This is a genomic window from Ferrimonas gelatinilytica (assembly GCF_039544205.1).
GTDB classification, from domain to species: Bacteria; Pseudomonadota; Gammaproteobacteria; order Enterobacterales; family Shewanellaceae; genus Ferrimonas; species Ferrimonas gelatinilytica.
This window is the reverse complement of the sequence record NZ_BAABLF010000005.1, coordinates 14,167-41,161: the sequence shown is the minus strand read 5'-3', so window position 1 is coordinate 41,161 and position 26,995 is coordinate 14,167. Positions and strand designations below refer to the sequence as shown.

Sequence of the window (26,995 nt, the reverse complement as noted above, 5' to 3'; positions counted from 1 at the left end):
AAAAGAGGGGGGTCACAAATCCCAAACAATTGAAACAAAAAAGCCCAGCCTCAAGGGCCGGGCTTCACAGGGTGAGCCACCTCACCGGTGCGGGCGAAGCGACGCTTGGGACAGCGCATCGGCACACAGCTCGCCACGCCAGCCACGAAGCAGTTCCGGGGTTTCCCCGAATTGGTCGTTCCATAGCCAGGTCAGGTATTGGTTGACCAGACGTTTGGAAGCCATCAACTCCGGCGCCACCTCCTGAGCTTCCGCGACCTTGAGCAGCACCGCACGGGCCTCGGCCAGGCACTCACGGAACTCAGGATCCTGCCCCAGGGGATCGATCGCCGGCGGCGGATTGTCCACGTCTGCTCGCTCGATGCAGCGCAGAATGGAGCGCCCATGGCGACCCAGGGTGCGCTCATCCATCCCCTCCAGCTTGGAAAGGTATGCCATGGAGCGCGGTGCACGGCGAGCCAGGTTCAGCAGCAGGGCATCTTTCACTACGAACCCTAATGCCAAGTCCCGCTGTTGGGCCACGCCCAACCGCCAGGCCGCCAGCTCCTTGAGCACCGCAAGCTGTATCGGCTTGAGCTGCCAGGCGTTCTTCACCTTCAGGTAGGCCTTGGCGGGATCTTCCGGGCTCAACCGGCCGCGGCAGGCCCGCTCCCCCTCCTGCCACAACCAGGTGAGGCGCCCGGACTGCTCGATCGCCTCGCGCATCCGTGGGTAGATCTGGTGCAGGTAGTAGACATCCGCCGCGGCGTAACTCAGCTGCTGTGGCGACAGCGGGCGCTTGAGCCAGTCGGTACGGGACTCGCCTTTATCCAGCTCGATATCCAGGTAGTGCTGGATCAGTTTGCCATACCCCATGGCGCCACCGAGGTTAAGCAAAACCCCCGCCACCTGGGTGTCGAACAGCGGCTTCGGCGTGACCCCGCCAAGATGCGCAAAGATCTCCAGATCTTCGCTCGGGGAGTGCAGCACCTTGACCACCCGCTCATCCAGCAACAGACGCCAAAAAGGCCCCATGTCGTTGATCGCTTTCGGGTCGATCAACGCCAGGGTGTCACCGTCATAGAGTTGCACCAATCCCAGCTGGGCATGGTAGGTGCGGGTTCGGACAAACTCCGTATCCAGAGCCACGTACTCCCGTTGCTGGCACTGCTCGCACAGCGTCTTCAACGCCGCCTCAGAATCGATCCATTGCCACGGGGGCATCGTCATCAAGCGCTCTCCTTACTCTCGTCTCGCAGTTCACGTCGCAGAATCTTGCCCACGGTGGACTTGGGCAGTTCATCCCGAAACTCCACCAGCTTGGGCACCTTGTAACCGGTCAGGTGTTTACGGCAGTGGCTGATCAGCTCCTTCTCGGTCAAGCCCGCCTCTTTTCTGACCACGAAGATCTTCACCAATTCACCGGACACCTCGTGGGGTACCCCCACCGCCGCCACCTCCAGCACCTTGTTGTGCAGGGCCACCACATCCTCTACCTCGTTGGGGAAGACGTTGAAACCGGAGACCAGGATCATATCCTTTTTGCGGTCAACGATGAAAAACTGGCCCAGTTCATCCATGTAGCCGATGTCGCCGGTGAGCAACCAGTCGCTGTCCATGGTTTTGGCAGTCTCCTCCGGACGCTGCCAGTAACCCTTCATCACCTGCGGGCCCCGGACCTGGAGTTCGCCGATCTCGCCCTGGGGCAGTACCTCGCCCTCTTCACTGACTACACGCACCTCGGTGGAGGGCAGGGGCAAACCGATGGCACCGGTGTACTCCTGTTGATCATGACGTCCACCAGCCACCACAGGTGAGGCTTCGGTGAGACCATACCCCTCCACCAGGGGCACGCCGGTGATCGCCTTCCACTTCTCGGCCACCGCGCGCTGAACCGCCATCCCGCCCCCCACAGTGAGCTTGAACTGGCTGAAGTCCAGCTGGGCAAACTCCGGGTGGTTGATCATGGCGTTGAACAGCGTGTTGACGCCGGTCAGGGCGGTGAAAGGATACTTCTTTAGCTCGCCGATGAAGCCATTCAGGTCCCGCGGGTTGGTGATCAGCAGGTTCTGCGCCCCCAGACGCAGGAACAGCAGCAGATTTACCGTGTTGGCAAAGACGTGGTAGAGCGGCAACGGCGTGACGATCATCTCGGCACCTGGCGTCAGGGCGCGGCCATAAAACGCTTCACACTGCAGCATGTTAGCCACCAGTGAGCGATGGGTCAGCATCGCCCCCTTGGCCACCCCGGTGGTGCCACCGGTATACTGCAGGAAGGCAATATCCTCCCCCTTGAGCCGCGGTTTTACGTACTGAAGGTACTTTCCCTTGCTAAGGGCCCGGCGCATCGACACCGCCCCAGGCAGGTGGTACTTGGGCACCATCTTTTTGACGTACTTGACCACGAAATTGACCAAGGTGCGTTTAGGCGCCCAGAGATGGTCACCAATCTTGGTCAGGATCACATGCTTCACTGGAGTCTCATTCACCACCTTCTGCAGGCTGGAACCGAAGTTGGTGACCGCGATGATGGCGCTGGCACCGGCATCCTGCAGTTGGTGCTTCAACTCCCTGGGGGTATAGAGGGGATTGACGTTCACCGCCACCAGTCCCGCCCGGAGGATCCCAAACAGGGCGATGGGGTATTGGAGCAGGTTGGGCATCATCAGGGCCACCCGCTCGCCCGGCTGCAATTTCAGTTCGTCCTGAAGGTAAGCGGCGAAGGCTCGGCTCTGCTCCTCGAGACGTCGGAAGGTCAATACAGCGCCCATGTTGATGAAGGCCACCTGATCCGCATAGTCTCGACAGCTTTGTTCAAACAGCTCCAGCAGGTTGTCATACTGGTCCGGATCGATCTCTGCCGGTACGTTTTCGGCGTAACTGTTTAGCCAGGGTTTGTCCACTCTGTTCTCCTTAGTTGGAACAGTACTGCATATGGGGTACTGCAAACATCTTGTGTTGGGGGAAACTCCCCCGGTAAACCAGGCCCCGACTTAATCGGGACGCAAAAATCTGTGGATGGCCGATGCGTACGCCTCTGGCGCACTCATATGGCCATGATGGCCCCCGGGCGCATTCACCAGCGTTGCCCCGGCAAGCCCGGCGGGTCGATGCTGCCAGCGCTCCTTGAGTGTAGAAAACCCCTTCTGCGCCAACATCACCAGGGTTGGGGCGGTGATGGCGTTCAGGATCGCCTCACCCTGTTCCGGGCTCATCCGCCAGGGACTGAGCCGTTTGACCCGGGGATCGGAACGCCAGTACCAACCGGCTTCGGTTGCCCGAAGGTTCCGCATCACCATCGGCTCCAAGATCGCTTGATCCAGCTCGTTGATGCGGCTGCGTGCCCGCAGCGCTGCCGCCAGGTTGACCGGCTTGGGCACCACGGGACGGCGACTGGCGAACCCCTGACGCAGGCGCTCGGCGGTCTCCTCCGCCCCGGCCGTCAGGGGCCCAAGCGCCTCGATAGAGATCAAGGCCGATACCCGCTCGGGGTAGACACCGGCATAGAGGGTCGCCAGGATCCCGCCCATGGAGTGGCCCAGCAGGATCACCGGCCGGTCCCCCAGTTGCTCAATCAGCTGGTGCAACTCATACAGGTAATCGAGGAAGTGGTAATCGCTGGCTGCGCCACGATGGCCGGAGTGACCGTGTCCAGGCCAATCCGGCGCCAGCAGTTGCCAGCCCAGCGGCGTCAGGGCCCGGGCCAGTGGGGCAAAGCTTTCGCTGTTGTCGAGCCAGCCATGGAGGGCCAGGATCTGCGGCGCCGAGGGTTCTCCCCACTGCTGAGCCGCGAGCTCAAGGCCATCGAGGGTGAACCGCCTATCCATCAAGGGCGGCAAGGGTGCCATAGCTGAGTGCATCTTTCCGGTCTCGCTTCACAGTTTGTCACCGCCGTCCTGCTGGTAAGGCCAGTTGCGGTAAGGTTAAGGGGAGAGCGCGCCGATCCGGGGTAAGGTACAAGGGGCTGCGCGCAACCGCTCTACTCCCGACCCGGCAGCTTCTTCCAGGCCACGGTGTTTCGCAGGTAGACCGGTTCCACCTCGGTGACCGACCGCGCAGCGCCCGACCGCCACATCTGCAGCGCCAGCGGCACCATCATCGCCGCAGTGGGCAGGCGACAGCTGGGCTCCAGGCGCAGGTTCTGGGCTTGGGCGAGCTGGGGGTAGGTCTCAAACCCGGTGCCCACCGCGACCACGTCGCTGCCGAGCTGCCACTGTTGCATCAGGGCCTCCGGCGCCAGAACCTGCTCATCGCCCTGGAGCTGCGCCAGACCATCCTCGGCAACAAAGTGGCCAAAATAGACCTCGCCCATGCGCGCATCGATGGCGGCCGCCACTTCGCTGGCCCCCTGCTCAATGGCCCCCTGGGCCATGGCGGCGAGATTGGAGATGGGCAGCACCGGCAGGTCGGCACCCAAGGCCAGCCCCTGCATGATGGAGGTGCCGATCCGGATCCCGGTAAAACTGCCGGGGCCGCGACCGAACGCGACCGCGTCGAGATCATCCAGGGCCAGTCCGGCCTGCTCCAGCAGGGAGGCCACCATCGGCAGGATACGCTGACTGTGTTCACGGGGGGCTTCAACCGACTGCTCGGTGATGCGACCGTTGTGGAGAAGGGCCGCCGAACAGTTTTCGGTGGCGGTATCGATCACCAGGATCTTTTCAGACATTACAGCTCTCTCAATCTAGCTAGGGCGAGGCCCAGATCTCGGGTTCGGGACATCGGCGGTAAGCTGGCCAGGAAAAGGCCGCCGTAGGGACGATGCACCAGGCGGGGATCGCAGATCACCATCACCCCCCGATCCTGCTCCCCGCGGATCAACCGCCCCACCCCCTGCTTCAGCGCAATCACCGCCAGGGGCAACTGCACCTCATTAAAGGGATCGCCCCCCCGCAGGGTAACGGCGTCACAACGGGCTTTTTGCAAGGGATCTTCCGGGGAAACAAAAGGAAGTTTGTCGATCATAACACACACCAGCGCACGCCCTCTAACGTCTACCCCCTCCCAGAAACTGGCGGTGGCCAGAAGCACGGCATTGCCGTAACGACTAAAGCGTTGCAACAGGCTGCGCTTGGATCCCATCCCCTGCATCAGCAGAGGCTGGCTGAGTCGGCGGCTCAGCAGCGCGCCCACCGCCTGCATCATGCTGTGGCTGGTAAACAGCAGGAAGGTGCGCCCATCCGCCGCCTCCACCAGCTGCTGGGCGATACGAGCCAGGGCCTCGGGCAGCTGCGGCTCGCCGGGCTGCGGCAACCCGCGGGGGACGCAGAGCAACGCCTGGCGGCCATAGTCAAAGGGGGAGTCCAGTACCAGTTCTACCGGGGAGGTCAGTCCGAGCTGACGATTAAAGTGCTCAAACCGGCCCGCCACGGTGAGGGTGGCCGAGGTAAAAAGCCAGCTTCCTTTCAGGCGACGGTAAAAGGCTTGGCAGCGCTCCGCAACCGACAGGGGGCAGGCGCGCAGGGTCAGCTGACCGCGGTGGCACTCCACAGTCAGTGAGTGATGACCGGGTACCATAAAGAGTTGCAGCCTGGCCAGCATCGGATCGAGACGCTCGAACACCCGATCCAGCATCTCATCCCGGCCCAGCTGACCGACCAAGACCCGCTGAGCAAAGCGTAAAGCCTCCTCCAGGCTGGCCAGGGCCGAGGCCACCGGCGCCAGAGTGCGCATCGCGGCCCAGTCTCGTCCTCCATGCTGCGCCACCACCTCGTAGAGATCCGCCGCCGCAGCTTGCACCCGGGCCGCGGCGCTCTCCAGCTGACGGCAATCCCGCAGCGGCCCCTGGTAGGCGCGGCGCATCTCCCGAACCAGGTCATTGAGCTGGCGCGTACTCAGGGTTTCGGCAAAGTGGCCCAGGGCGATGTCCGGCAGTTGGTGGGCTTCGTCGAACACGAACAGGTCGGCGCTGGGCAATATCTCGGCAAAGCCGGTCTCCTTGAGCGCCATGTCAGCGAAGAACAGGTGGTGATTGATCACCACCAGGTCGGCCTCGGCGGCCCGGTTACGGGCGCGATGCAGGCAACAGCGGTCAAATTCCGGGCAGCGCTGGCCCAGGCAGTTGTCGTGGCGGGAGCCCGCCATGCTCAGGGCAAGGCTGTCCTCGGGCACCGAGGTCAACTCGGCAAAGTCCCCGGAGTGCGACCCGCTGGACCAGGCGCGGATCCGCATCAGGTGATCCACCAGCTCGGGATCCGCAGGCAGATCCGCCAGACGGCGATTGAGGTGGTAGTGACAGAGGTAGTTGTTGCGCCCCTTAAGCAGGGCCACGCTGGGAGGCCGCTCCATCAGCGCCAGCAGGGTGGGCAGATCTTTGAAAAACAGCTGGTCCTGGAGGTTTTTACTGCCGGTACTGATCAGCGCTTTTTTACCGCTGAGCAGCGCCGGCAGCAGGTAGGCAAAGGTTTTACCGATGCCGGTGCCCGCCTCGGCGACCAGGGTGCCCCCCTGTTGAATGTTGGCGGCGGCCGCCGCGCCAAGCTGCTGCTGGACAGCCCGGGGACGAAACCCCGGCAGCCCCTCGGCCAGCAGCCCTTCGCTGCCCAGCGCCAGTGCCACCTCTTTCTCTAATCGACTCATGCCACTCCCAACCTGATGCGGCAGGCATTATGGCATAAGCGCCCCAGCCAGACGACGCGCTAAATAGCTTCGTCTAACCTGGCTGGTCGTTTTGCGCCCTCCATGACCACCGAGGCGCTTTATGATCGGCTGTCGCGCCTTATGACGTGGACTCAATCGAACCGGCCTTTAACATCGACGTTAAAAGCACCCCTGCACCAAGTAACAAGAACATCATTGTGTAATCGGGAGTTCTTTCCCAAACGTTCAGGTACTCAAAAAGCCAAGCAGGAAAGAAAATGCTGTATGGAATAAATAGGCAAAAGGTGGTTAAAATTAAATGGAACTCCTTGTACAGCTAACGCCCAGCACAAGGGCCCACGCTTGGTGCTGTTATTAGCTTTCATTTCTCCTCCACTGGTAATGAGTCCACATTTTTTAAATCTTCATGGGACATCCGCGCTTTTAGTTTTGCTATGTGACCAAGCGGATCTTCGAGAATCCACCTGCACAGAGGTTCCTTAGCACATTCCCTAGCTTTGGCCTGTGACGCGAGAAGCCACCTTAATCCCTCCGCGTCGTCGGAAAAATATTGATTCGAATAGAGCGACCCGAGATTGTATTGGGACTGCATGTAACCGCGCTCCGCAGCGCGTTGATAAGAATCACGCGCTTTCTCGTAGTCTTTTTCCAACCCGAGTTTCCCATACTCATACCCAACGCCGGCATTGTGGCAACTTACGGTATTACCGAGCCGACAGGCTTTGTTGTACCAGCTTCCGGCGGCTCCGTATTTCGCAACCGAAACCGCGCCATCCTCCAGCATTGCAGCGAGTTTGAATGCAGCAACGGAATCCCCCTGTTCCGCGCCTTTCCGATAAAGATCAGCGGCATGCTCTGGGTGCCCGCTATTTCATGCCGCGTCACCTAGCGTAATACTGCATCCAGATTGCAGTGCAACCAATATCAATTCCGATAGTAAGACTCGCATCAGTTTCCTCTGAAAGCTAACGTCTCAAGTAAGGGACAGACAAATAAGCTGCCTGAGCTTGATTTAAAATTTCGGTGATAGCAAGCGAGGCAGCGTTTTGGTTGTCTCGCTTAACTTGCTGGTTATATTCTACAATGATAATTTAAGCTGCCATCATTTAGAACCATTGAAGTACTCTTCAATAGTCATATCATCTGGCGGTATGGCCAGCCCTCCACCTTGGAAAATAATACGCTCAGTCACTTTAACAGGCTTGTTTTTAGCATTGTCCTCTGCAGGCTTAAACCTATTATAAATGAGCTTAGATTTAATCAATTCCTCTTTGTCTATTAAGTTTTCAGGTATTGTTTTAATAAGAGTGATATTTTTAGTTTCGCCATTCGAACCGATGTCGTAGCTATAAATTAGTACACCACCCGACTTATGAATTTTCTTATGAATTTTCTTTCGAATATTCTGCGCACTTCTAGTTAATCTAATATTCTTTACAGGCTGCCAGTAGGATAGCTTTTCAAAATATCCGACGTTTAATAGCTCTTGTTGCTCAGATGCATAGGTCGGGATACCCAAAAGAAGTAGGCATGATGTAATTATTGAAACAAGTCTCATAGAAACCTCCTTTTCATTAAGAAATATAACGCCCCAAGCAGGAGCTAATTTTAAGCTGGCTAAAATTAGGAGCGAAGCGACGGGAGCCAGCTTAACATTGTCTCATTGACTTGGCTTGTTAAATGGCTACTTCACGTCAAGCTAACAATTTTCTAACACAAGGCTACTTTTATAAACAACTTTAAGCTTGTGAACCACTTTAAACTCATCAATGGGCTGAGGATCTTCGCCGACCATGTAAGTCGCTGTTGTTTCAGGAACTAGCTTTTTATCTACTTCCACAACGGCCTCGTTATTAAACAATACACCTTCGAAAAGCCCTTGGTAACCCGCCATGACATGAATTCCAACATTTAGCTCTGCAGAGACCAATCCTTCCAATGGTATTTGTAAACTTGACTGATCAACCATTTCAGAGTCACTTATATTCATTAATGAATTGATGATGTGACTTTTGGCCTTAGCTAAATAAGCTTTACTGTCGGTCATGTTATTATTAACAAAATCGATCGCCTTTTCCTTGGAAATAATTACCCTAACATTGCCTTGCTTATAATAAATGGCTGGTAGTGAAAAGGATTTTGCATGATGTAATACTTTCTCACCTTTTATTGGGTAACTATCAACATCACATGGATCTGTGTCAGCCTTCACAGCGAAAGAGAATAAAATAACTAAAGAAACTATTAGGTTACGCATTTTCCTGAGAGCCATTTAACAGTGTATTAGTGCGAATTCCGAATAACAGGGTGAAATCGAGAATTCGCACTAATACCGGTGAAAGTATGACCAAGCTATCAGGCGAACCCAGCTAAATCAATCGCTTAACGGTCCTTTATCTGCGCTTTCCCTGCCGAAATTGAGCCCGCTGCTGGTGAAACTGCGCCCACAGCGCTGCAGGGTTCAAGGAGGGGCGCAGTGACAGCAACGCCAGGAAGGCTGCGAGGTAAAGTGCCGGTTCCAGGTTGCCGGATTTCACCGACCACCAAAAGTGCACCGGCCCCAACACGGCCACAAGGTAAACCCAGCGATGCAACCGCTGCCATCGGCGCCCCAGACGGCGCTGCATCCCGCGGGTGGAGGTCAACGCCAGCAGCAGCAGGATAACGAAGGCCGCCATACCGACGGTGATGTAGGGACGCTTGAGGATCTCCGACCCCAGCAACGAGAGATCCCCCAGCAGATCCAGGGTCGCGAAGGCGGTGAGATGCAACACGGCGTAGGTGAAGCACCACAGGCCCAGCAGGCGACGGGTGCGGATCAGGATGCCGGCCCGAAGCCACCTCGCCAGGGGTGAAACCAGCAGGGTGGCCGCCAGAGTATGGAGGATCCCCATGCCAAGAAAGTGGATGATGTACTGGACCGGATCCCCTCCGGCGGCGCCCGCCGCCACCTTGGCCCAGAGATAGAGCAGTGGCACGCCACAGGCCAGATGAAGCGCACTCTTCAACCCCCACAGCCCCCAGGGACGACGCTTCCTCGCTTCAGTAGTCACGGCGAAGATCCATCCCCTGGTACAGTCCTTCGACCCACTCCCCATAGCCATTGAAGGGTTCCGTGGCGATACGTCGGGCAGAGAGCAGTCCCCCCTCGCCTATCCGGCGCTCACTGGCCTGCGACCAGCGGGGATGATCCACCGCAGGGTTCACATTGGCGTAGAAGCCGTACTCATGACTGGCCAACTGATTCCAGGTGGTGGGAGGGCGCTGCTCGGTGAGGTGGATCCGAACGATGGACTTGATGCTCTTGAATCCGTACTTCCAGGGCACCACCAGGCGGATGGGGGCGCCGTTCTGCGGCGGCAGGGTTTTGCCGTAGAGCCCCAGGCTGAGGATGGTCAGGGGGTGCATCGCCTCATCCAGCCGCAACCCCTCCACATAGGGGTAATCGATGCCGCCGCCGATGGCGCGGCTGCTCTGCCCCCGCATCTGCTTTGGGTCATAGAGAGTCTGGAATGCCACGTAACGGGCCCGGCCGGTGGGTCGCACCTGCTCCAGCAGTTGCCGCAGTTCAAACCCCAACCAGGGGATCACCATCGACCAGGCTTCCACGCAGCGCAGACGGTAGATCCGCTCCTCCAGCGGAAAACGCTGCAACAACCTCTCCACCGTCCAGGTCCCGGGGCGCTCCACCTCACCGCTGACTTCCACCGACCAGGGATCGGTTTGAAGCTCTTGGGCATAGCGCTGAGGATCGGTCTTGGCGGTGCCGAACTCGTAGAAGTTGTTGTGACTGATCACCTTATCCTCCGGCGTCAGCGTATCGCGGATCCCGAAGCGCCGACTTCCCTCGTAGGTGAGGGCTTTGCGCTCGGCCTGGGCTGGCTTGCCGAACCACTCCGACAACCCCGCCTGGACCCCAAGGGGCACACTGGCGCCGATGGCAGAGAGTCCAAGGCACTGCAGGATACGTCGACGCTGCCGAAACACCGCCTCCGGAGTCACCGCCTCGTTGGGCAGCTGCCATTTCTCGTTTTTCCCCAGGCCTTTGCCCATGACGTGCCTCCTCGCTGTCGATATCAAGGTTCCCTGTTACTGGAACCGCACAGGCCGGTTAATCTTTCACCGCATCCACTTTGAGCACTCGCCGGCTCCCCTCTTGCGCCGCAGGGATGGCGGTGACAAGCTTGCGTTATCGGCCTCATTTGGAACTCTTTTTACTATGCTCACCCCTTTTTGGATCGCCGTGCTGGGTGCCGCCACAGTCAGCTTCGTTTGCCTGGTCCTGATCCTGAGACTGAACCAGCTTCATCGCCGCCTGGAGACCACTGTTACGGCAGAGCGGTGGCAGCGCGAGCACAACGACACCCTAAACACCGAGCTGGCGATCAGGGCACAAGAGCTTAACCGTCTGCACGGTGCCCTCGGGCAACTGCGCAGCCAGGAGCAGCTGCTGCGGCAACAACTCAACGAGCAGAAAGCCAGCGAACAACGGCTTCAGGCCCAGTTTGAGAACCTGGCCAACCGCATCTTCGAACAGAAACAGCAGAGTTTCCTTCAGCAGAGCCAGAAAGATATGGACGCGGTGCTCTCCCCCATCAGGATGCAGATGGAGCAGTTTCGCCAGCAGGTCCAGCAAAGCCACACCGAGGAGGTCAAACAGCGCAGTGCCCTGGCGCAGCAGCTGCTCGATCTCAAGGCGCTGAACCTCAAAATGAGCGAAGACGCCGTCAACCTCACCCGTGCCCTCAAGGGGGATAATAAGGCCCAGGGGAACTGGGGCGAAGTGGTCCTGACCCGGCTGCTGGAGCAGAGCGGGCTAAGCCAGGGGCGGGAGTATGAGATCCAGACCAGCCTGACCCAGGCCAGTGGCAAGCGGTACCAACCGGATGTGATTGTCCGACTGCCGGATGGCAAAGATGTGATCATCGACGCCAAGGTCTCTCTGCGTGCCTTCGAGCGCTACTTCAACAGCGAGGATCCCAAACTTCAGCAGCAGGCGTTGGCCGAGCATGTCGCCTCGGTGCGGGGGCACATCCGCGGCCTGGGCCAGAAGGCGTACCACAAGCTGGAGGGGGTCCGCAGCCTGGACTACGTACTGCTGTTTATCCCAGTGGAACCGGCCTTTCTCACCGCGGTGGACCAGGACCCCAGCCTGATCAACGAAGCACTGGACCACAACATCCTGCTGGTCAGCCCCACCAATTTGCTGGTGGCCCTGCGTACCATCCAGAATTTGTGGCGCTTCGAACATCAGAGCCAGAACGCGCAGAAGATCGCCCTCCAGGCCGGCCGACTTTACGACAAGCTGATAGGGTTCGCCGCGGATCTGCAGAAGGTGGGCCGGGCCCTGGAAACGGCACAAAACAGCTACGACAGCGCCATGGGCAAATTCTCTGAGGGCCGCGGCAACCTGCTTCGACAGGGCGAGCAGATGCGCCAACTGGGGATTGAGAGCAGCAAGCAGGCCGACGCCACCCTGATAAAAAAAGCGATGGAGACCGAGGAGTAAGGCGGGGCAAAAACGCGGCAAAATTATCCGCCCCTCCCACCCGGCGGACCTTCCCCTTGCTAAGCTGAATATCCGGGATCCGGCTCTGACCATCCGAAAGCGCGCAACGGTAACCGACCCACAACGGTAACCAGAGTGGCGTTGCTTCAGCGCGGGATCCCTCACAGCAAACAAGGAGGGGGCCGGTTCATGACAGCGCAGATCGCCGACAACGATGTGGCCCGCCAACCGAAGTGGATGCAGCCCCGGACAGCCTTTTTCAGGCTTTGCCTGCTCACCTGGCTGCTCTGCTCCTTTGCGGTTTCCCCGTCGGCGTTGGCATCGGAAAGCTTGAGCGAGCAGCAACGCTGGTACCAGGACGCCCGCTCGGCGCTGGCCAGGGGAAATCAGGACCAGTTCTACGCCCTGAGGCGCAAGCTGGAACACTACCCCCTAACACCCTACCTTGATTACCATTACCGCCGCGGCCAACTGTCCCAGCTCTCCGCTCAACAGGCCGTCGAGGTTCTGCAGCGCCTCTCCGATACCCCGCTCTACCAACGTTTCAAACACCACTACCTCACCGATCGCGGGCGCCGTCAGGATTGGCCTGGTTTTCTGGTCATCAGTCCAGAGTCGCCCAACTCAGAACACTTGCGCTGCTACTACTACCGCGCCCGCCTGGCGCAAGGAGAAACCGAAGAGGCTTGGGAGGGTGCCGAAACACTCTGGCTGCATGGCAAGAGCCGTGATGATGCCTGCGATCCCCTGTTCGATGCCTGGCACAAGAGCGGACAACGCAGCGACGCCCTGGTTTTTCAGCGGATGCTGCTGGCCTATAAAGCCGGGCAGTCCGGCCTGCTCAACTACCTCAACAGCCTGCTGGGACCGAGCTATCGCGGCGCTGGGGATCTCCTGCTGCGCCTCTACCGACATCCCCGGGAGCTGCACAGCGCCCGGGCACGACTGCTGCGTGCCGGGGAGCCGGGCAGCGCCATCGCCGCCGTAGTGATCCGGCGCCAGGCCCGTCGGGATATCGAGATTGCCTGGCGTCAATGGCAACGCTGGGAGGCCCACTTGGGCGATCATCGGGAGACGGTCGGTCAGGATCTGCTGTTCCAGGCGCTGCTGGACAACCAATGGAGCAGTGACAAGGAGAACCTGCTGCTGACCCTACCCACAGACGACCTGGTGATCCTAAGGGTCCGCAGGGCCATCTTTGAGGGGGACTGGGCGCACCTGCAGACCTACCTTGCCCTGTTGAGCGACAGCCGCCAGAACGAGAGTGAGTGGCGCTTCTGGAAAGGCTACAGTGCCATGCAGTTGGGCCAGGAAAATACCGCCCAGCAGATCTACGCCAAACTCGCCAAACGCAGAAACTTTTACGGATTCCTAGCGGCACAGCATCTGAATGCTCCCTATGCCCTGCAAGCCACACTGCCCACCAGTGACGCGGCAACACGCGATGCGGTCCAGGCCCTTCCCGCCACCGCTCGTCTCACCGAACTGATGGCCCTGGATAAATGGTCCGATGCCAGGGCGGAGATCCGCTGGTTGATGCCCAGACTTGAGCGGTCCGAGCAGGCCGCCCTGTTGGCCCACTGCCACCAGCAACAGTGGCACTTCCTGACCGTGGAGGGCACCATCGCCGCCCAGATGTGGGACGCGCTGCCCTGGCGCTTTCCCAACGCCCATCAGGAGCTGTTTGAGCACTTCGCCAAGCTTCGTGGACTGGATCCGGCGCTGCTGCAGGCAGTCGCCCGGCGCGAGAGCGCCCTCTACCCCGCCGCCCACTCCCACGCCAACGCCCACGGCCTGATGCAACTGCTGCCCAGCACCGCCAAGAGCACCGCCCGCCGTATTGGCGCCCCCTACCGGGATTTTCGGGATCTCTACCAGCCGAAACGCAATATCCAGCTCGGCTCCGCCTATTATCAACAACTTTCCCGAGACTACGATGGCAACCGCTTGCTCGCCAGTGCGGCCTACAACGCCGGTCCTCACCGAGTGAAGCGCTGGCTCCAACGCGCCGACGGGCAACTGGATGCGCCGCGCTTCGTCGCCACCATCCCCTACCGTGAGACCCGGGAATATGTCCAGGCGATCCTCAGTTACCAGCTGATCTACGCCCACCTGAACCAGCGCAGCCTGCCCCTGATGACGGAGTCGGAGCATGAGCGTCGCTACTGAGGCCAAAACGGGGCCACGCCCCTGAACTACAGTTACTTCAGGCGGGTATATGGAGAAGCGTTCATGCGCATCGCGTTGACCATCTTGTTGCTCAGTTTTATCGGCCTCTCGTCCGGCCTTCGCGCCGATGTCTGGGTGATCCCCATCAAGGGAGTGATCGGTCCCGCCAGCGCCGACTACCTGGTCAGTGAGCTCGAGCAGGCCCAGCAGCAAGATACCTCGGTCATCATCATCGAGCTGGATACCCCTGGCGGCCTCGACGGTGCCATGCGCAGCATGATCCAGGCGATCACCCAGTCCCCGGTTCCTGTGGCGACCTACGTCACCCCCTCTGGAGCCCGCGCGGCCAGCGCCGGCACTTTCCTGTTGATGGCCAGCCACGTTGCCGCCATGGCCCCGGGAACCAACCTCGGTGCCGCCAGCCCTGTTGCCATCGGTGGACCTGGCCCAGCGCCAGCGCAGGAGCCCAGTGAGCGACCGGATGCGACCACGGATCAACCCAGCTCGGGCCAGGCCGACGAGGACAAGCGGGTCAAGGCCACCACTACCCTTGAGAAGAAAGCACTCAATGACGCTGTCGCCTACATCCGTGCCCTCGCCGAGCTTCATGGCCGCAACGCTGACTGGGCGGAAACCGCGGTGAGCGAGGCCGCCAGCCTTGCGGCCAGCGACGCACTGGCACAGGGGGTGATCGACCTAATCGCCACGGATCGCGCGGACCTGATCCGCCAGCTTCAGGGACGTGAGATTCAACTTCAAGGCCGCACCGAACGGTTAGAGGTCACCGGTGCCACCATCGAGCGTGAACCGGACTGGCGCTATCGCCTGCTGGCGGTGCTGACCAACCCCAACGTCGCCTACATCCTGATGCTGGTGGGGATCTACGGCCTGATCCTGGAGTTTTACAATCCGGGAGTCGGCCTACCCGGCGTCCTTGGGGGGATCTGCCTGTTGCTGGCGATGTACGCCCTGCAGATGTTGCCGATCAACTATGCCGGATTGGGGCTGATGCTGCTGGGGATCACCCTGATGATCCTCGAGGCCCTCAGTCCCAGTTTCGGGCTGTTCGGGATTGGTGGTGTCATCGCGTTCGCACTGGGCTCCACCCTGCTGATGGATTCCGACCTGCCCGGTTATCAGATCGCCCTGCCGCTGATCCTTGCCCTCTCCATCACCTCCTTGGGCCTCTTCACCCTGGTGCTAAGCCTGTTGCTCAAGGTGCGAAAACGGCCGGTCAGCACCGGCGACCAACAGTTCCAGCAGAGCCAGGCTTGGGTGCTGGATGGCTTTCCCGGCACCGGGCGGGTCCGCTTCGCCAACGAGATCTGGCAGGCCCACTGCCCGGACCCGCTCAAACCCCAACAAAAAGTCACCGTGATCCGCCGTGACGGTGTCACCCTGCACGTTGCCCCCACCGAGGAGGAGTCATGATCACCACATACACCCTGCTGAGTATCGCCGTCCTTGTCATAGCACTGCTGGTCAGCATGTTCCGGGTCCTGCGCGAATATGAGCGCGGCGTTGTGTTCATGCTCGGCCGATTCCAGGCGGTCAAGGGGCCTGGGCTGATCATCATCATCCCCGTGGTTCAGCAGATGGTTCGGGTAGACCTGCGCACCATCGTACTGGATGTCCCGACTCAGGATCTGATCACCCGGGACAACGTATCGGTGCGGGTCAATGCGGTGGTCTATTTCCGGGTACTGGATCCGGAGATGGCGATTAACAACGTCGAAAACTATCTGGAGGCCACCTCACAGCTGGCCCAAACCACTTTGAGATCGGTGCTGGGTCAGCATGAGCTGGATGAACTGTTGTCTGAGCGGGAAACCCTCAACCGGGATCTACAGGCGATCCTGGACCAACATACCGACAACTGGGGGATAAAGATCGCCAACGTAGAGATCAAGCATGTAGATATCTCCGAGTCGATGGTAAGGGCGATGGCCCGGCAGGCGGAGGCGGAGCGGATGCGGCGAGCCAAAGTGATCCACGCCACCGGCGAGTTGGAAGCCTCCCGCAAGCTCTCCGAAGCCGCTGAGGTGCTGGCCCGCCAGCCCAATGCCCTGCAGTTGCGCTACCTGCAGACCCTGACCGAGGTGGCCAGCGACCGCACCAACACCCTGATCTTCCCGGTCCCGATGGACCTCATCAGCCGGTTTGCCAGCAAGACGCCAGCGGCGACCCAAAGCCCAGCTGGCGACAAGCCGGAAGATCACCAATAGTTGTGCATAATCAATGTATTTAAAGCGGACTTTTTATGGCGAACGAACACAGGGCAGTGTTAGACCAACTGGGGCAGGTCCTGCTGGACAAACCACAGCCTTTGCAACTGGCCCTGGCCTGCCTGCTCGCCGGCGGCCACCTGCTGCTGGAGGATCTGCCCGGGATGGGCAAAACCACCCTCTCAGCCGCTCTGGCCAGGACCTTGGGGCTCAGCTATCAGCGGGTTCAATTCACCGCTGACATGTTGCCGACGGACCTTATCGGCGTAAATATCTTCGATCCCGGTGAGCAGCAGTTTCGCTTCCACGCCGGTCCCATCTTCTGCCAGCTGCTGCTGGCCGATGAGATCAACCGGGCCAGTCCCAAGACCCAGAGCGCCCTGCTGGAGGCGATGGCGGAGCAGCAGATCAGCGTCGATGGCACCACCCACCCTCTGCCCTCCCCCTTTTTCGTTATCGCCACCCAGAATCCAAGCGAACAATCCGGCACCTTTCCCCTCCCTGAATCGCAGCTGGATCGCTTCATGATGCGACTCAGCCTCGGTTACCCCGGCCTGGATGCGGAGCGGCGCCTGCTCAAGGGGGATCACCGTGCGGACCGGGTCAGCGAACTCACCCCCTGCCTGGAGGGACAACAGCTGGCCCGGCTGCAGCAGGAGGTCGCCAGCGTGAAGGTGTCCGATGCGGTACTGGATTACCTGTTGGCGCTGGTCCACTACTCGCGACGTCAGGAGCGCCGCAGTGCACCCCTCTCTCCCAGGGCCAGCCGGGCTCTGCTCGCTGCCGCTAAGGCCTGGGCCTGTCTCAGCGGCCGACACTACCTGGTTCCCGATGACATCCAGGCGGTGTTCGCAGCGGTAACCGAGCACCGACTCAGCGCAGGACAGCCCAGCGACGGCAGCCTGCACGCCGACCACATCCTCGCCCAGATCAACCCCATTCAATGAGTACCAACCCGCCAACAAGCGGTCTCGGGCAACGCCTTTACCTGCGCTGGCTGCGGCGAAGATTGCCGCCCTCACCACGGCAGACCCTCAGCCACCGCAGCATCTTTATCCTGCCGACCAAAGGCGGGATGGGGTTCCTGGCGATGGCGCTGATGCTTTTTCTGCTCGGCACCAACTACCAAAACAACCTGGTCCTGATCCTGGCCTTCCTGCTCCTAAGTCTGTTCAACACCGCCCTGCTGCTGGCATTTCGTAACCTTGCGGGACTGACGCTGGCCGCAGGCGATGGCCATCACCGCCATGCGGGGTCCCCGGTCCCCTTTGACCTGAGCGTCAGCGCGCCCCGTCCTCTTTACCAGATCAGCCTGAGATACGCAGAGGGTCCCGCCCGGCGCCTGGAGCGGGTGCGCCCGGAGGCCTCCAAGCTGCAACTGCTGCACCCGACCCAACGGCGTGGCGTGTTGCGTCCCGGGCGGATCCGCATTGAAAGTCGCTACCCCTTGGGGCTCTGTCGGGTCTGGTCCCACCTGGATCTGACTCAGAGTGCCCTGGTGTGGCCCCGAGCGGTACCGGGTACCGTGCGAAAGGAGACTAAGCTGCAGGGCCAGACAGAGCACAGCCGGCATTCCCAGCCCGGATTGGAAGACTTTCATGGCTTGGCGCGTTGGCAGCCTGGCCATGGACGCAGCCGCATCGCCTGGAAACAGCTGGCGCAGACCGGGCAGATGCAGAGCAAGGCGTTTTGTTCGCCCCAGGGGCAGCCCTGCCACCTGGCCCTCGCCCAGAGCGTTCCGCTGGAAACCGGCTTAAGCGCTCTGGCCGCGGAACTTCAGACCCTGGAAGCCCAGGGTACCCCCTACAGTCTGACGCTGGCCGACGCACGCTTGCCCATGGCCCAGGGCGCCAGTCACCTGAAACGCTGCCTGGATTCCCTGGCCCGCCACCGGAGGGCCCCATGACCCTCAACCGCCCCGCCCAGGGGTGGTTGCTGGTAAGCCAGCTTGGGGTAGTACTCCCCCTGGCCCATCACACTCCCCCCTGGACCCTGGGGATCTTCGCGCTTTGCCTGCTCTGGCGTGTCGGGATCTACCTGGGGCGCGTGGCCCGTCCGCCCCGAGCTCTGATCAACCTGCTGGGTCTCGGCGCCATCCTGACCCTGGTGGGGGTCATGGAATCCCTCGGGACCATGTCGGCGCTGATCAACCTACTGCTGCTGGCCTATGCCCTGAAGGCGATTGAGAGCACCACCCGGGCCGATCTTACCGTGGTGGTGATCACCGGCTACTTCCTGATCGGCATGCAGCTTATCCATCAATTCAACCCCGCCATCGCCCTGCAACTGATCCTGCTGACCGTGCTCAATACCACGCCGCTGCTGGCCCAATACCGACCGGATACGCCCCTCAGGGTCGTCCGGCAGGCGATGGTGATGATCCTGATGAGCCTGCCCCTGGCACTGCTGCTGTTCATGGTGGTGCCCAGACTGTCGCCCATCTGGCAGATCCAGTCTCCCGCACTGGCCCGAACCGGACTCTCCGACAGCCTGGCACTGGGCGACCTGGCGCAGCTTAGCCGCTCCGACCGTCTCGTCTTTCGCGCCCGCTTCGACGGCCCGCCACCGCCGCCGGAGGCACGTTACTGGCGCGCCCTGGTGTTGGAGCACTATGACGGTACACGTTGGCAAGCCAATACGCCGCCACCTCGAACCGGGTCACGCCCCGACCTCGAACATTGGCCCTCCGGCGGGCCAGACACACCGTGGCAGGCGTACCAGCTCCTGGTGGAGCCGAACCCCAACCCTTGGTTACCATCGCTCAAAGGCAGTATCAGCGAAGATCCCCAGGTGATTGCCTTGGAGGATCAGCTTCTGAACTGGCGGGTGCCCCGACACAGTCGCACCGCCATCGCTCTTTTGTGGCCATCAACATCCGCTCAGGCACCGCCGCTCACCGAGGCGGCCAGACAGCGGCTGCTGCAACTGCCCGCGGAGGGAGAGCCCCGGGCCCGCGCCTGGGCTGAAAAGCTCAGGGATCAATACCCCGACGCCAATGCGCGCCTGAACGCCATCATGGCGCCGTTTTCACAGGCACCGTTTCGGTACACCTTGAAGCCCCCTGCCCTGGGGCCAGATCCCATCGACGGCTTCCTGTTTGACCATCAGGCCGGATTCTGTGCCCACTACGCCTCGGCAATGGTGTTCGTTGCCCGCGCGGCCGGGATCCCGGCACGCATGGTCAGCGGGTACCAGGGCGGCGAGCTCAGCCCCAGCGGTCAGCTGCTCTCTGTGTATCAATTCAACGCCCACGCCTGGACCGAAGTCTACCTGGAGCAAACCGGCTGGCAGCGGATCGACCCCACCGCCGCCGTCGCCCCGGCGCGGATCGAACAGGGGCCGGAGGCGGCTCTGGGGGAGGAGGCGCACCTGCTTTCAGAGGACGCCTGGCTGAGTGGGCGAGGCAGTGCCTGGTCCGTTCAGATACGGGGTTGGCTGGCACAACTGGATTACCAGTGGAGTCAATGGGTCATGGGCTTTGATGAGCACCGCCAGCTGGCGCTGTGGCAGCGCTGGCTGGGCGGCTTGTCACTGCTCAAAGGGGTGGGTGTGATCCTTGCCGCGCTGGTTCTGCTGGCACTGGGTCAGTTAGCGTTAACCCTGTGGCGTCAGCGCCCGCCCCGGGTTGAAACCCCGGTTCGACTCTATCGGCAAACGCTTAAACGCCTTGAACGGCTCGGCGCCGGGATCCTGCCCGGCGAGGGGCCGCTGACGCACCTGGCACGGCTGCGTCGAGGCCATCCCGAGCTGGCAGCGGCGCTGGCACCGCTTTGCCAGGCTTTTGTATCACTGCGATATGAAACCGATAGCACCGACGATAAGGGTGATGTAGAGCAGCAGCTTAAGGCGTTTCGACACCATCGTCGGCGATTTCACCGGGCTCTGCGTCGCCGGAAGCCTGCTCCAGCCGGTCCCGAATGATCTCCCTATCCTTCTGCTCCGAGATCACCCGTTTGTAACTGACGAAGTAGCGATAGATATTGGCCACGTAGTTGACCGTCTCGCTGCCGATCTGTGCGGCGGCCACATGCTCGACGTTGCCAAACCAGACATCGGGATCCAATCCCCGCCGCTCTGCTTCACGTCGCATGCGGTTGAGACGATTGGGGCCAGCATTGTAAGCGGCCATTGCAAAGATCATCCGGTTAAACTCCGACAACCCGGGTTCATCGAAGTAGGTATCCCGCAACAGGGCCAGGTACTTGGTACCGGCGTGGATATTGTTCTCATCCTGGTCGATGTCATCAATGTTGATGCGCCTATCCCGGGCAGTATCCGGCATCACCTGCATCACCCCCACCGCACCCACCGAACTGCGGGCACCGGTATCAAACCGGGACTCCTGGAAAGCAAACGCCATCAGCAGCACCCAGTCAAACTGGTAGCGCTCGCCATACTTTTTGAACAGGGGGATCAGGGTGTCCGCATTTTCAAAGGGTTCCTCCTGCATCACCCGGGTGATCCAGCGGTGACTCTCAAGGTAACGCTGGATCACCAGGTTGGCCGTCTTGCCGCCCACCGGGTAAGCAGCGATATAGTCATTGATCAAGGCTTCTAGCTCCGGACTGTCCGGTCGCATCGCCACCGCCAGCTGGCCATTTTCCCGCAGCGGAACCGCTTCATGAGCACGAAGATTGGGCAGCACCTCTAACCAGGCGGACAGCTTATGGTCATCCACGACGGTGGCCGTGATGATCCCAGAGGCGACCATCTCGAGGAGATCCTCATCCTCTAGCCGGGGATCCGCCAACTCTGCCGTCAAAAGATCCCGACCATTGCTCCGGCGTTGGGCATTGATCGCCTCAAGGCTCTGGAAGTAGCTGGACTCCTCTCTGACCACAATCGGCGTCCCGACCAGATCCGACAGGCGTTGCGCCCGCGGTATGCTGTCGCTGGTCACCACGAGCTCCCTCACGTCATCGACCACGGGACGGGAAAAATGTACCTGCTCAGCCCGCTGGGGGGTGATGGTCAAGTTGGCAAAAATCAGGTCGCCGTGGCCCGCCAGCAGGTGGGAGATCAGTTGATCGCGCCGGACCGGGATCACCGTCACCTTGAGGTGGTCCGCCTTATCGCCGTACGTTTGACGAACAAAACGCTCAAGCAGGCGGGAACTTTCATAGGTGATCCCCGAAGGTTGGCCGCCATCGATGTAGAACCAGCCGAGGGTAAAACTGGTCAGCAGGCGTATCTCGCCCCGCTCCAGCATCTGAGGCAGGTCACCCCCCTTGGGCTTGGACAGGACCGGCCAGACATCCCGGTAAACATGACGTTTCGCACCCCCGGGTTTACTCGCTGGCACCGACTGCTCCGCCGGCAGCTCGTCCGGGGTGGCCTCGGCGCCCTTCTCGGGGGGGGCTGGAGAGCAGGCGACCACCAACATCGATAGGAGCAGTATTAAGAAAACGGAACGCGTCATGGAGACTCCAGCCGCAGTTATCACCACCGCAGCATTAGTGAGCGATTCATGGGGTTCAGTGTAGACCCCAGGGCCTCAATGGGTCCCTCCTGTCGACCGCCCACAGAGATGCGCTGCATGGGCAATCACAAGAACCGAGCCATGCCAGATCCGACCAAATGTGGATTAAATATTTTTGTTGTCGAGGCCAATATAATTTTTTATCTCTGAAAAGAAAGCTGGCCTATATTACGCGAAAACGCCCACGACTCAGGAGCGACTCCGTGACTACTGCGACTGCAACCACATCAAACTTTGAAAGTTTCCATGCTCATGGTCTCTTCAACGACCCTCGCTATCCGCGCGGACTCTCCCGCAGCGGCAGCTTTACCATCAGCGAAGCCCAACGTCTGGAACAGTTCGGTGAGGCTTACCAGGCGCTCTCCACCGGTGCCCGTCAGCCGGTGAACGAGGAGGAGCGCCACTTCGTTCAGGTCGCACACGGCTTGGCGGAGGCCGAAACGCCTCACGAAAAGGTCTGGATGAAGTACCAGAAAACCCTGCAGCGGCGCAGCTACACGCTGACCTCAAGGCCCTTTACCAGCCATAGCACCAGTGCCGGCTCCGATGACGATGATATCGAGTTGCTGGACGATGAAGATTGATCGCTGAAGCTGAAACAACAACGGGTGCCCGAGGGCACCCGTTTTTTATCACCTAGGCAGTCAACGCGTGATTGAGCTGATCAACGCCTGAGCATCCTCAAGCAGTTGCGCCAGGTGATCTGGAGTAAGACTACTCTCCGCATAGATCTTATAGATGGGCTCAGTGCCGGAGGGGCGGGCAGCAAACCACCCGTGCTCAGTCACCACCTTCAACCCACCGATGGGCGCGCCATTGCCCGGTGCCGATGTCAGCGTCGCGCTGATCGGCTCACCGGCGAGGGTGCCGGAGTCCAGGTCCTCAGGCTTCAGTGCCTTGAGCGCCGCGCGCACTTTGTCGTTGGCAGGCGCATCCACACGGCGATAGTGATGCTGGCCAAACGCCGCTTCCAGAGCCTGGTAGCGTGCAGCGGGTGATTGCCCCGTTACCGCCTGGATCTCCGCTGCCAGCAAGCACAGGATAAAACCGTCCTTGTCGGTGGAGAAGGCTTCGCCGTTGAAGTCCAGGAAACTGGCACCGGCACTCTCCTCTCCGCCAAAGGCGAGTTCACCGCTGGCCATACCAGGTACGAACCATTTAAAGCCCACCGGCACCTCCATCAGAGGCCGTTGGTGCTTGGCGACCACCTTATCGATCATCGCGCTGGAAACCAGGGTCTTACCGATAGCACTCTCGGAGGGCCAATGTGGACGGTGGGCCAGCAGATAATCGATGGCCACCGCCAGGTAGTGGTTGGGATCCATCAGGCCACCATCGCGGCAAACGATGCCGTGACGGTCAGCGTCGGGGTCGTTGGCCAGCGCCAGATCAAACCGCGACTTGAGATCCAGCAGCGGCGCCATCGCCCAGGCGGAGGAGCAATCCATGCGGATCTTGCCATCCCGATCCAACGCCATAAAACCAAACGCCGCATCGACCCGATCATTGATGACCGTCAGATCCAGGTCATAACGCTGGGCGATCCGGGACCATACCGACACCGCAGCCCCGCCGAGGGGGTCCACCGCCAGCTTCAACCCGGAACGAGCAATGGCCGCCATGTCCACCACCTCGCAAAGCGCCTCGACGTAATCGCCGATCAGATCCACCGGGGTAATCAACCCGGTGGCTTGCGCCACATCCCGATTGACCCGTCGAACCCCGTCCAGGCCGGAAGCCAGGTAGGCATTGGCTCTTTGCGCAATGAAATCCGTCACGTCGGTATCGGCAGGTCCGCCATGGGGGGGGTTGTACTTGATGCCGCCGTCCTGGGGTGGGTTGTGGCTGGGGGTAAGGATCAGCCCATCCGCCTGGGTCGCATGCTGCCGATTGTGGCGGATCACGCCAAAGGAGAGCACCGGGGTCGGCAGGAAGCCATGATCTTTTTGGATCCGCACCTGCACCCCGTTCGCCGCCAGCACCTCAAGGGCGGAGTAAAACGCCGGCTGACTCAAGGCATGGGTATCGAAACCCAGCAACAGGGGGCCGGTGATCCCCGCCGACCGACGGTGGTCCACCACCGCCTGAGTGATGGCGAGAATGTGGCTCTCGTTGAAGCTTCTGGCCAGGGCACTGCCCCGGTGGCCGGAGGTACCAAAGCTCACCGCTTCACCGGGCTTGTCGGCCCGGGGCGAGTGGGTGTAGTAGGCGCTGATCAAGTGAGGAATATCCACCAGATCAGCAGATTGAGCGAGAGTACCTGCGCGAGGGTGAAGGCTCATGGGTGACCTTTAATAACGTGAGTTTGTCTTTGGACGTTCAGACCCGCTGGGTGATCCGGCTGGCCAGATCGCCCGGACAGCCGAGTTGCACCAGCACCTCATCAAGGATGGCCTGTTTTTTTCGAGTGTTGTTATTCGCCGTGACCCAGTAGGGACTGTCACCGATCTGCTTAGGGTTGGCGGTTTTACTGGCCTCGAGCAGGGCTTCCCTATCGGTGGAGAAATAGAGACGATCCCGACCGCGGATCTCCAGCACCCGGTTGAAGGCACTCGGATGCTGACGGTAGAGGCAATCGAGCAGGTAGAGGAACCGACCCACTGCCCCCTTCTGCTGATTCAGCATGGGATCATCGAGCAGCTCCTCGAAGACCCCCGCTTCCGCCATGGAGGAGCGCACCGCAACCGGTGTCGACTCTTGTTCTGCGGGTTGCTCCACCGCGGGGCGTTCCAGGCTGGGCTGGCTGATGGTCACCGGAGCCGCTTGGGTTGACGCGGACTGCTCAAGGCCGAGCATTCGGCGAAGAATATCGGAGGCACTTTCCCCGATATGTTGCGTGTTACGGGCAATGTGGCGGTACAGCTCGTCGTCTATTTCGATGTATTTCATATCGGCTCGGGTGATTTTCCTGTACTAAATCAGCGCCATTATAACGCCAGCCTCAAGACACCACCATGTCAAAACTTGCCAAGGAGCGGATCCGCCAGCGACAATGGCCGCCCATCGCAGAAACGGCAGGCAACAGGGGGAGTAGCTGATGCAATACCAGTTAGAGGGCAGCGGACCGGTGATCGTGCTAATCCACGGACTTTTTGGTGACCTGGACAACCTCGCCGGCTGTGCCCGTGCCCTGCGTGAACAGGGGTTCCAGACCCTGCGCCTCTCCCTGCGTAACCACGGGGGCAACCCGCCCGAAGCGACCATGAGCTTTCCGGAGATGGCCGAGGATCTCGAACGGCTGCGCCGGCAGCTGTCGATTTCACGCTGGGCACTGCTGGGCCACAGTCTCGGTGGCAAGGTGGCCATGGCCTATGCCCAGGCCCATCCCGAGCACTGCTGGGGCCTGCTGGTGGCGGACATCGCCCCGGGCGCCTACCCGAGACGCCACGACACCGTCTTCACTGCCCTGCGCCAACTTGAGCCGGCGACACTGAACAACCGCCAACAGGCCCAGCAACAGCTGGCGCAAGCGGGCATCGATCTGCCCACTGCCGCCTTCCTGGTCAAAAATCTGCGTCCTCTGGAGGCGGGCGGATTTTACTGGCGCCTGAACCTAGATGCGATCATCGATGCCTATCCCAGCCTGATCGATGCGATCCCCGAGGCACCGCCCTATTTGGGCCCGGTGATGTTTCTCAAAGGGGGCTACTCAGACTACCTTCAATCGCGCCACCGAGATGATATTCAGGCCCGCTTTCCTGAGGCGCAGATGAAGATTTTGCTCGGCGCCGGCCACTGGCTGCACGCTCAGAAACCGGTCCAGTTCAACCGCCTTGCCGCTGAATTTTTCCGTGCCCATCATCCACATGGCGACACCCAAACGGCTGTGGTATAGTGCGCGCCCCATTGGTGCCAGGAAGGTTGAAGCATGTTGAACAGCCATTTTGAACAGCTCGAAGCCCTAGGGCTCAACCTGTTTTTTGCGGCCATCTTTTTTCTTATCGGCATGTCAATCAGGGACGTTCTCAAGCAGGGTAACGTGCCCCCCTTTGGGCGCTTTATCGTTTGGTTAGTACTGTTTTTAGGCTGTGCCGGCTTCATCGCCAAAGGCGTTATCCAACTATTTTGGGAAGGCCAGGCCTGAGCCCACCGTTACGCACATGGCTATCGAAAAATCCGACAGAACCACCCTGGACATGTTTGCCACGGATAAGCGCCGTGGCCGTCCGAGAACCAATCCCCTGCCCCGAGAGGAACAGTTGCGTGTCAACAAGCGCAACCAGATCCGTCGGGACAAGTCCAAGGGGCTTAAGCGTATTGAGTTTAAGGTCTCAGAACGGCTCTACAATGCCTTGAATGACCGCGCCCTGGACAGTAATATCACCCGCAGTCAATTGATAGAGTCGATCCTGCTGGCGCAGTTTGATCTCGACTCCTAACGTGCCTAGTAAGCACGGCTTTCTCTAACAGAACATAGGTATACGAATGGCAAGCGTAGGTCTGTTCTTCGGCAGCGACACCGGTAATACCGAAGCCGTTGCCAAGATGATCCAGAAGAAACTTGGTGGACTGGTCGAGGTGAAAGACATCGCCAAGAGCAGTAAAGAGGAGATCGACGAGTTCAGCCTGCTGATTTTCGGCATCCCGACCTGGTACTACGGTGAAGCCCAGTGCGACTGGGATGACTTTTTCCCCGAGTTGGAACAACTGGATTTCAACGACAAACTGGTGGCGATCTTCGGCTGCGGTGACCAGGAAGATTACGCCGAGTACTTCCTCGATGCCATGGGTCAGGTGGGCGACATCGTGCGGGATCGCGGCGCCATCATCGTCGGCCACACCTCCACCGAAGGCTACGAGTTTGAAGCGTCCAAGGCCCTGGTGGACGACAACACCTTCATCGGGCTGGGCATCGATGAAGACCGCCAACCGGAGCTCACCGAAGCCCGTGTCGACGCCTGGGTCAAACAGATCTACGACGAGATGTGCCTGGCCGAACTGGGTTAACCCCTTCGACCCCGCACTGAGAAACAGGCTCCCCACGGGGAGCCTGTTTTGTTTTTACCCAGCTCAAAAAGTGCCAACGCGATGTCG

Annotated in this window: 24 protein-coding genes and 1 pseudogene; 12 read left to right on the top strand and 13 right to left on the bottom strand. The window is 60.3% G+C overall.

Annotated features, from left to right (window positions below):
* Positions 1-81: 81 nt before the first annotated feature.
* From rnd to msrP, 10 genes and pseudogenes are all read right to left on the bottom strand, one after another.
* On the bottom strand, positions 82-1,209 hold the full coding sequence (gene rnd, locus ABD997_RS02555; protein ID WP_345315453.1) for a ribonuclease D: 1,128 nt from the start codon (positions 1,207-1,209) through the stop codon (positions 82-84).
* Positions 1,209-2,882: a long-chain-fatty-acid--CoA ligase FadD gene (fadD, locus tag ABD997_RS02550; RefSeq protein ID WP_345315452.1), complete on the bottom strand. Its 1,674-nt coding sequence runs from the start codon at positions 2,880-2,882 to the stop codon at positions 1,209-1,211. Before fadD ends, rnd begins: the two co-directional genes overlap by 1 nt.
* A gap of 90 nt (positions 2,883-2,972) precedes the next feature.
* The gene (locus ABD997_RS02545) at positions 2,973-3,827 is read right to left on the bottom strand and encodes an alpha/beta fold hydrolase (protein ID WP_345315451.1); all 855 of its coding nucleotides are present in this window, start codon (positions 3,825-3,827) and stop codon (positions 2,973-2,975) included.
* Positions 3,828-3,958: 131 nt separating this feature from the next.
* The gene (gene tsaB / locus ABD997_RS02540) at positions 3,959-4,648 is read right to left on the bottom strand and encodes a tRNA (adenosine(37)-N6)-threonylcarbamoyltransferase complex dimerization subunit type 1 TsaB (RefSeq protein ID WP_345315450.1); all 690 of its coding nucleotides are present in this window, start codon (positions 4,646-4,648) and stop codon (positions 3,959-3,961) included.
* The gene (yoaA, locus tag ABD997_RS02535; RefSeq protein WP_345315449.1) at positions 4,648-6,558 is read right to left on the bottom strand and encodes a DNA repair helicase YoaA; all 1,911 of its coding nucleotides are present in this window, start codon (positions 6,556-6,558) and stop codon (positions 4,648-4,650) included. Before yoaA ends, tsaB begins: the two co-directional genes overlap by 1 nt.
* A 382-nt stretch (positions 6,559-6,940) precedes the next feature.
* Positions 6,941-7,375, bottom strand: a pseudogene (locus ABD997_RS14960) (tetratricopeptide repeat protein); the annotation flags it as partial.
* A gap of 306 nt (positions 7,376-7,681) precedes the next feature.
* Positions 7,682-8,137 carry an energy transducer TonB gene (locus ABD997_RS02530; RefSeq protein ID WP_345315448.1) on the bottom strand — a complete coding sequence of 152 codons (456 nt, stop codon included), beginning with the start codon at positions 8,135-8,137 and terminating at the stop codon, positions 7,682-7,684.
* A gap of 141 nt (positions 8,138-8,278) precedes the next feature.
* Positions 8,279-8,836: a hypothetical protein gene (locus tag ABD997_RS02525; RefSeq protein WP_345315447.1), complete on the bottom strand. Its 558-nt coding sequence runs from the start codon at positions 8,834-8,836 to the stop codon at positions 8,279-8,281.
* A 136-nt stretch (positions 8,837-8,972) separates the two neighbouring features.
* Positions 8,973-9,632, bottom strand: a complete 660-nt coding sequence (gene msrQ, locus ABD997_RS02520; RefSeq protein ID WP_345315446.1) for a protein-methionine-sulfoxide reductase heme-binding subunit MsrQ — start codon at positions 9,630-9,632, stop codon at positions 8,973-8,975.
* A complete protein-coding gene (msrP, locus tag ABD997_RS02515; RefSeq protein WP_345315445.1) occupies positions 9,622-10,632 on the bottom strand; it encodes a protein-methionine-sulfoxide reductase catalytic subunit MsrP in 1,011 nt (336 codons plus the stop codon). The genes msrQ and msrP overlap by 11 nt, the downstream gene beginning before the upstream one ends.
* 166 nt (positions 10,633-10,798) lie before the next feature.
* Between msrP and rmuC the strand changes: the two genes are divergently transcribed.
* The 7 genes from rmuC to ABD997_RS02480 all read left to right on the top strand — a co-directional run bounded on the left by rmuC (position 10,799) and on the right by ABD997_RS02480 (position 20,403).
* Complete coding sequence (gene rmuC, locus ABD997_RS02510) at positions 10,799-12,088, top strand: DNA recombination protein RmuC (RefSeq protein WP_345315444.1); 1,290 nt, start codon at positions 10,799-10,801, stop codon at positions 12,086-12,088.
* 189 nt (positions 12,089-12,277) lie between these two features.
* Positions 12,278-14,257, top strand: a complete 1,980-nt coding sequence (locus ABD997_RS02505) for a transglycosylase SLT domain-containing protein (RefSeq protein WP_345315443.1) — start codon at positions 12,278-12,280, stop codon at positions 14,255-14,257.
* A gap of 63 nt (positions 14,258-14,320) precedes the next feature.
* Positions 14,321-15,688, top strand: a complete 1,368-nt coding sequence (locus tag ABD997_RS02500; RefSeq protein WP_345315442.1) for an NfeD family protein — start codon at positions 14,321-14,323, stop codon at positions 15,686-15,688.
* Complete coding sequence (locus ABD997_RS02495; RefSeq protein ID WP_345315441.1) at positions 15,685-16,482, top strand: slipin family protein; 798 nt, start codon at positions 15,685-15,687, stop codon at positions 16,480-16,482. Before ABD997_RS02500 ends, ABD997_RS02495 begins: the two co-directional genes overlap by 4 nt.
* A gap of 35 nt (positions 16,483-16,517) precedes the next feature.
* On the top strand, positions 16,518-17,429 hold the full coding sequence (locus ABD997_RS02490; protein WP_345315440.1) for an AAA family ATPase: 912 nt from the start codon (positions 16,518-16,520) through the stop codon (positions 17,427-17,429).
* Entirely contained in the window at positions 17,426-18,388 is a 963-nt protein-coding gene (locus ABD997_RS02485) for a DUF58 domain-containing protein (protein ID WP_345315439.1), read from the top strand. The genes ABD997_RS02490 and ABD997_RS02485 overlap by 4 nt, the downstream gene beginning before the upstream one ends.
* A complete protein-coding gene (locus ABD997_RS02480; protein WP_345315438.1) occupies positions 18,385-20,403 on the top strand; it encodes a transglutaminase TgpA family protein in 2,019 nt (672 codons plus the stop codon). Before ABD997_RS02485 ends, ABD997_RS02480 begins: the two co-directional genes overlap by 4 nt.
* On the opposite strand, the gene ABD997_RS02475 is transcribed toward ABD997_RS02480, so the two are convergent.
* Positions 20,324-21,901, bottom strand: a complete 1,578-nt coding sequence (locus tag ABD997_RS02475; protein ID WP_345315437.1) for an MltF family protein — start codon at positions 21,899-21,901, stop codon at positions 20,324-20,326. The genes ABD997_RS02480 and ABD997_RS02475 overlap by 80 nt on opposite strands.
* Positions 21,902-22,164: 263 nt before the next feature.
* Between ABD997_RS02475 and ABD997_RS02470 the strand changes: the two genes are divergently transcribed.
* Positions 22,165-22,545, top strand: a complete 381-nt coding sequence (locus tag ABD997_RS02470; protein WP_345315436.1) for a MaoP family protein — start codon at positions 22,165-22,167, stop codon at positions 22,543-22,545.
* A gap of 60 nt (positions 22,546-22,605) precedes the next feature.
* Here the strand turns inward: ABD997_RS02470 and pgm are convergent, their stop codons facing one another.
* Both pgm and seqA read right to left on the bottom strand, forming a co-directional pair.
* Entirely contained in the window at positions 22,606-24,243 is a 1,638-nt protein-coding gene (gene pgm / locus ABD997_RS02465; protein ID WP_345315435.1) for a phosphoglucomutase (alpha-D-glucose-1,6-bisphosphate-dependent), read from the bottom strand.
* Positions 24,244-24,280: 37 nt separating this feature from the next.
* A complete protein-coding gene (seqA, locus tag ABD997_RS02460) occupies positions 24,281-24,850 on the bottom strand; it encodes a replication initiation negative regulator SeqA (RefSeq protein WP_345315434.1) in 570 nt (189 codons plus the stop codon).
* Between the two features lie 148 nt (positions 24,851-24,998).
* Between seqA and ABD997_RS02455 the strand changes: the two genes are divergently transcribed.
* From ABD997_RS02455 to fldA, 4 genes are read left to right on the top strand one after another with little or no spacing between them, the layout of a single operon-like run.
* Complete coding sequence (locus ABD997_RS02455) at positions 24,999-25,796, top strand: alpha/beta fold hydrolase (RefSeq protein ID WP_345315433.1); 798 nt, start codon at positions 24,999-25,001, stop codon at positions 25,794-25,796.
* Between the two features lie 33 nt (positions 25,797-25,829).
* Positions 25,830-26,045, top strand: a complete 216-nt coding sequence (locus ABD997_RS02450) for a DUF2788 domain-containing protein (protein WP_345315432.1) — start codon at positions 25,830-25,832, stop codon at positions 26,043-26,045.
* A 16-nt stretch (positions 26,046-26,061) separates the two neighbouring features.
* Positions 26,062-26,340 (top strand): LexA regulated protein, encoded by a 279-nt coding sequence (gene ybfE, locus ABD997_RS02445; RefSeq protein WP_345315431.1) that lies wholly within the window; start codon positions 26,062-26,064, stop codon positions 26,338-26,340.
* A 46-nt stretch (positions 26,341-26,386) separates the two neighbouring features.
* The gene (gene fldA, locus ABD997_RS02440) at positions 26,387-26,908 is read left to right on the top strand and encodes a flavodoxin FldA (protein WP_345315430.1); all 522 of its coding nucleotides are present in this window, start codon (positions 26,387-26,389) and stop codon (positions 26,906-26,908) included.
* Positions 26,909-26,995: the final 87 nt, after the last annotated feature.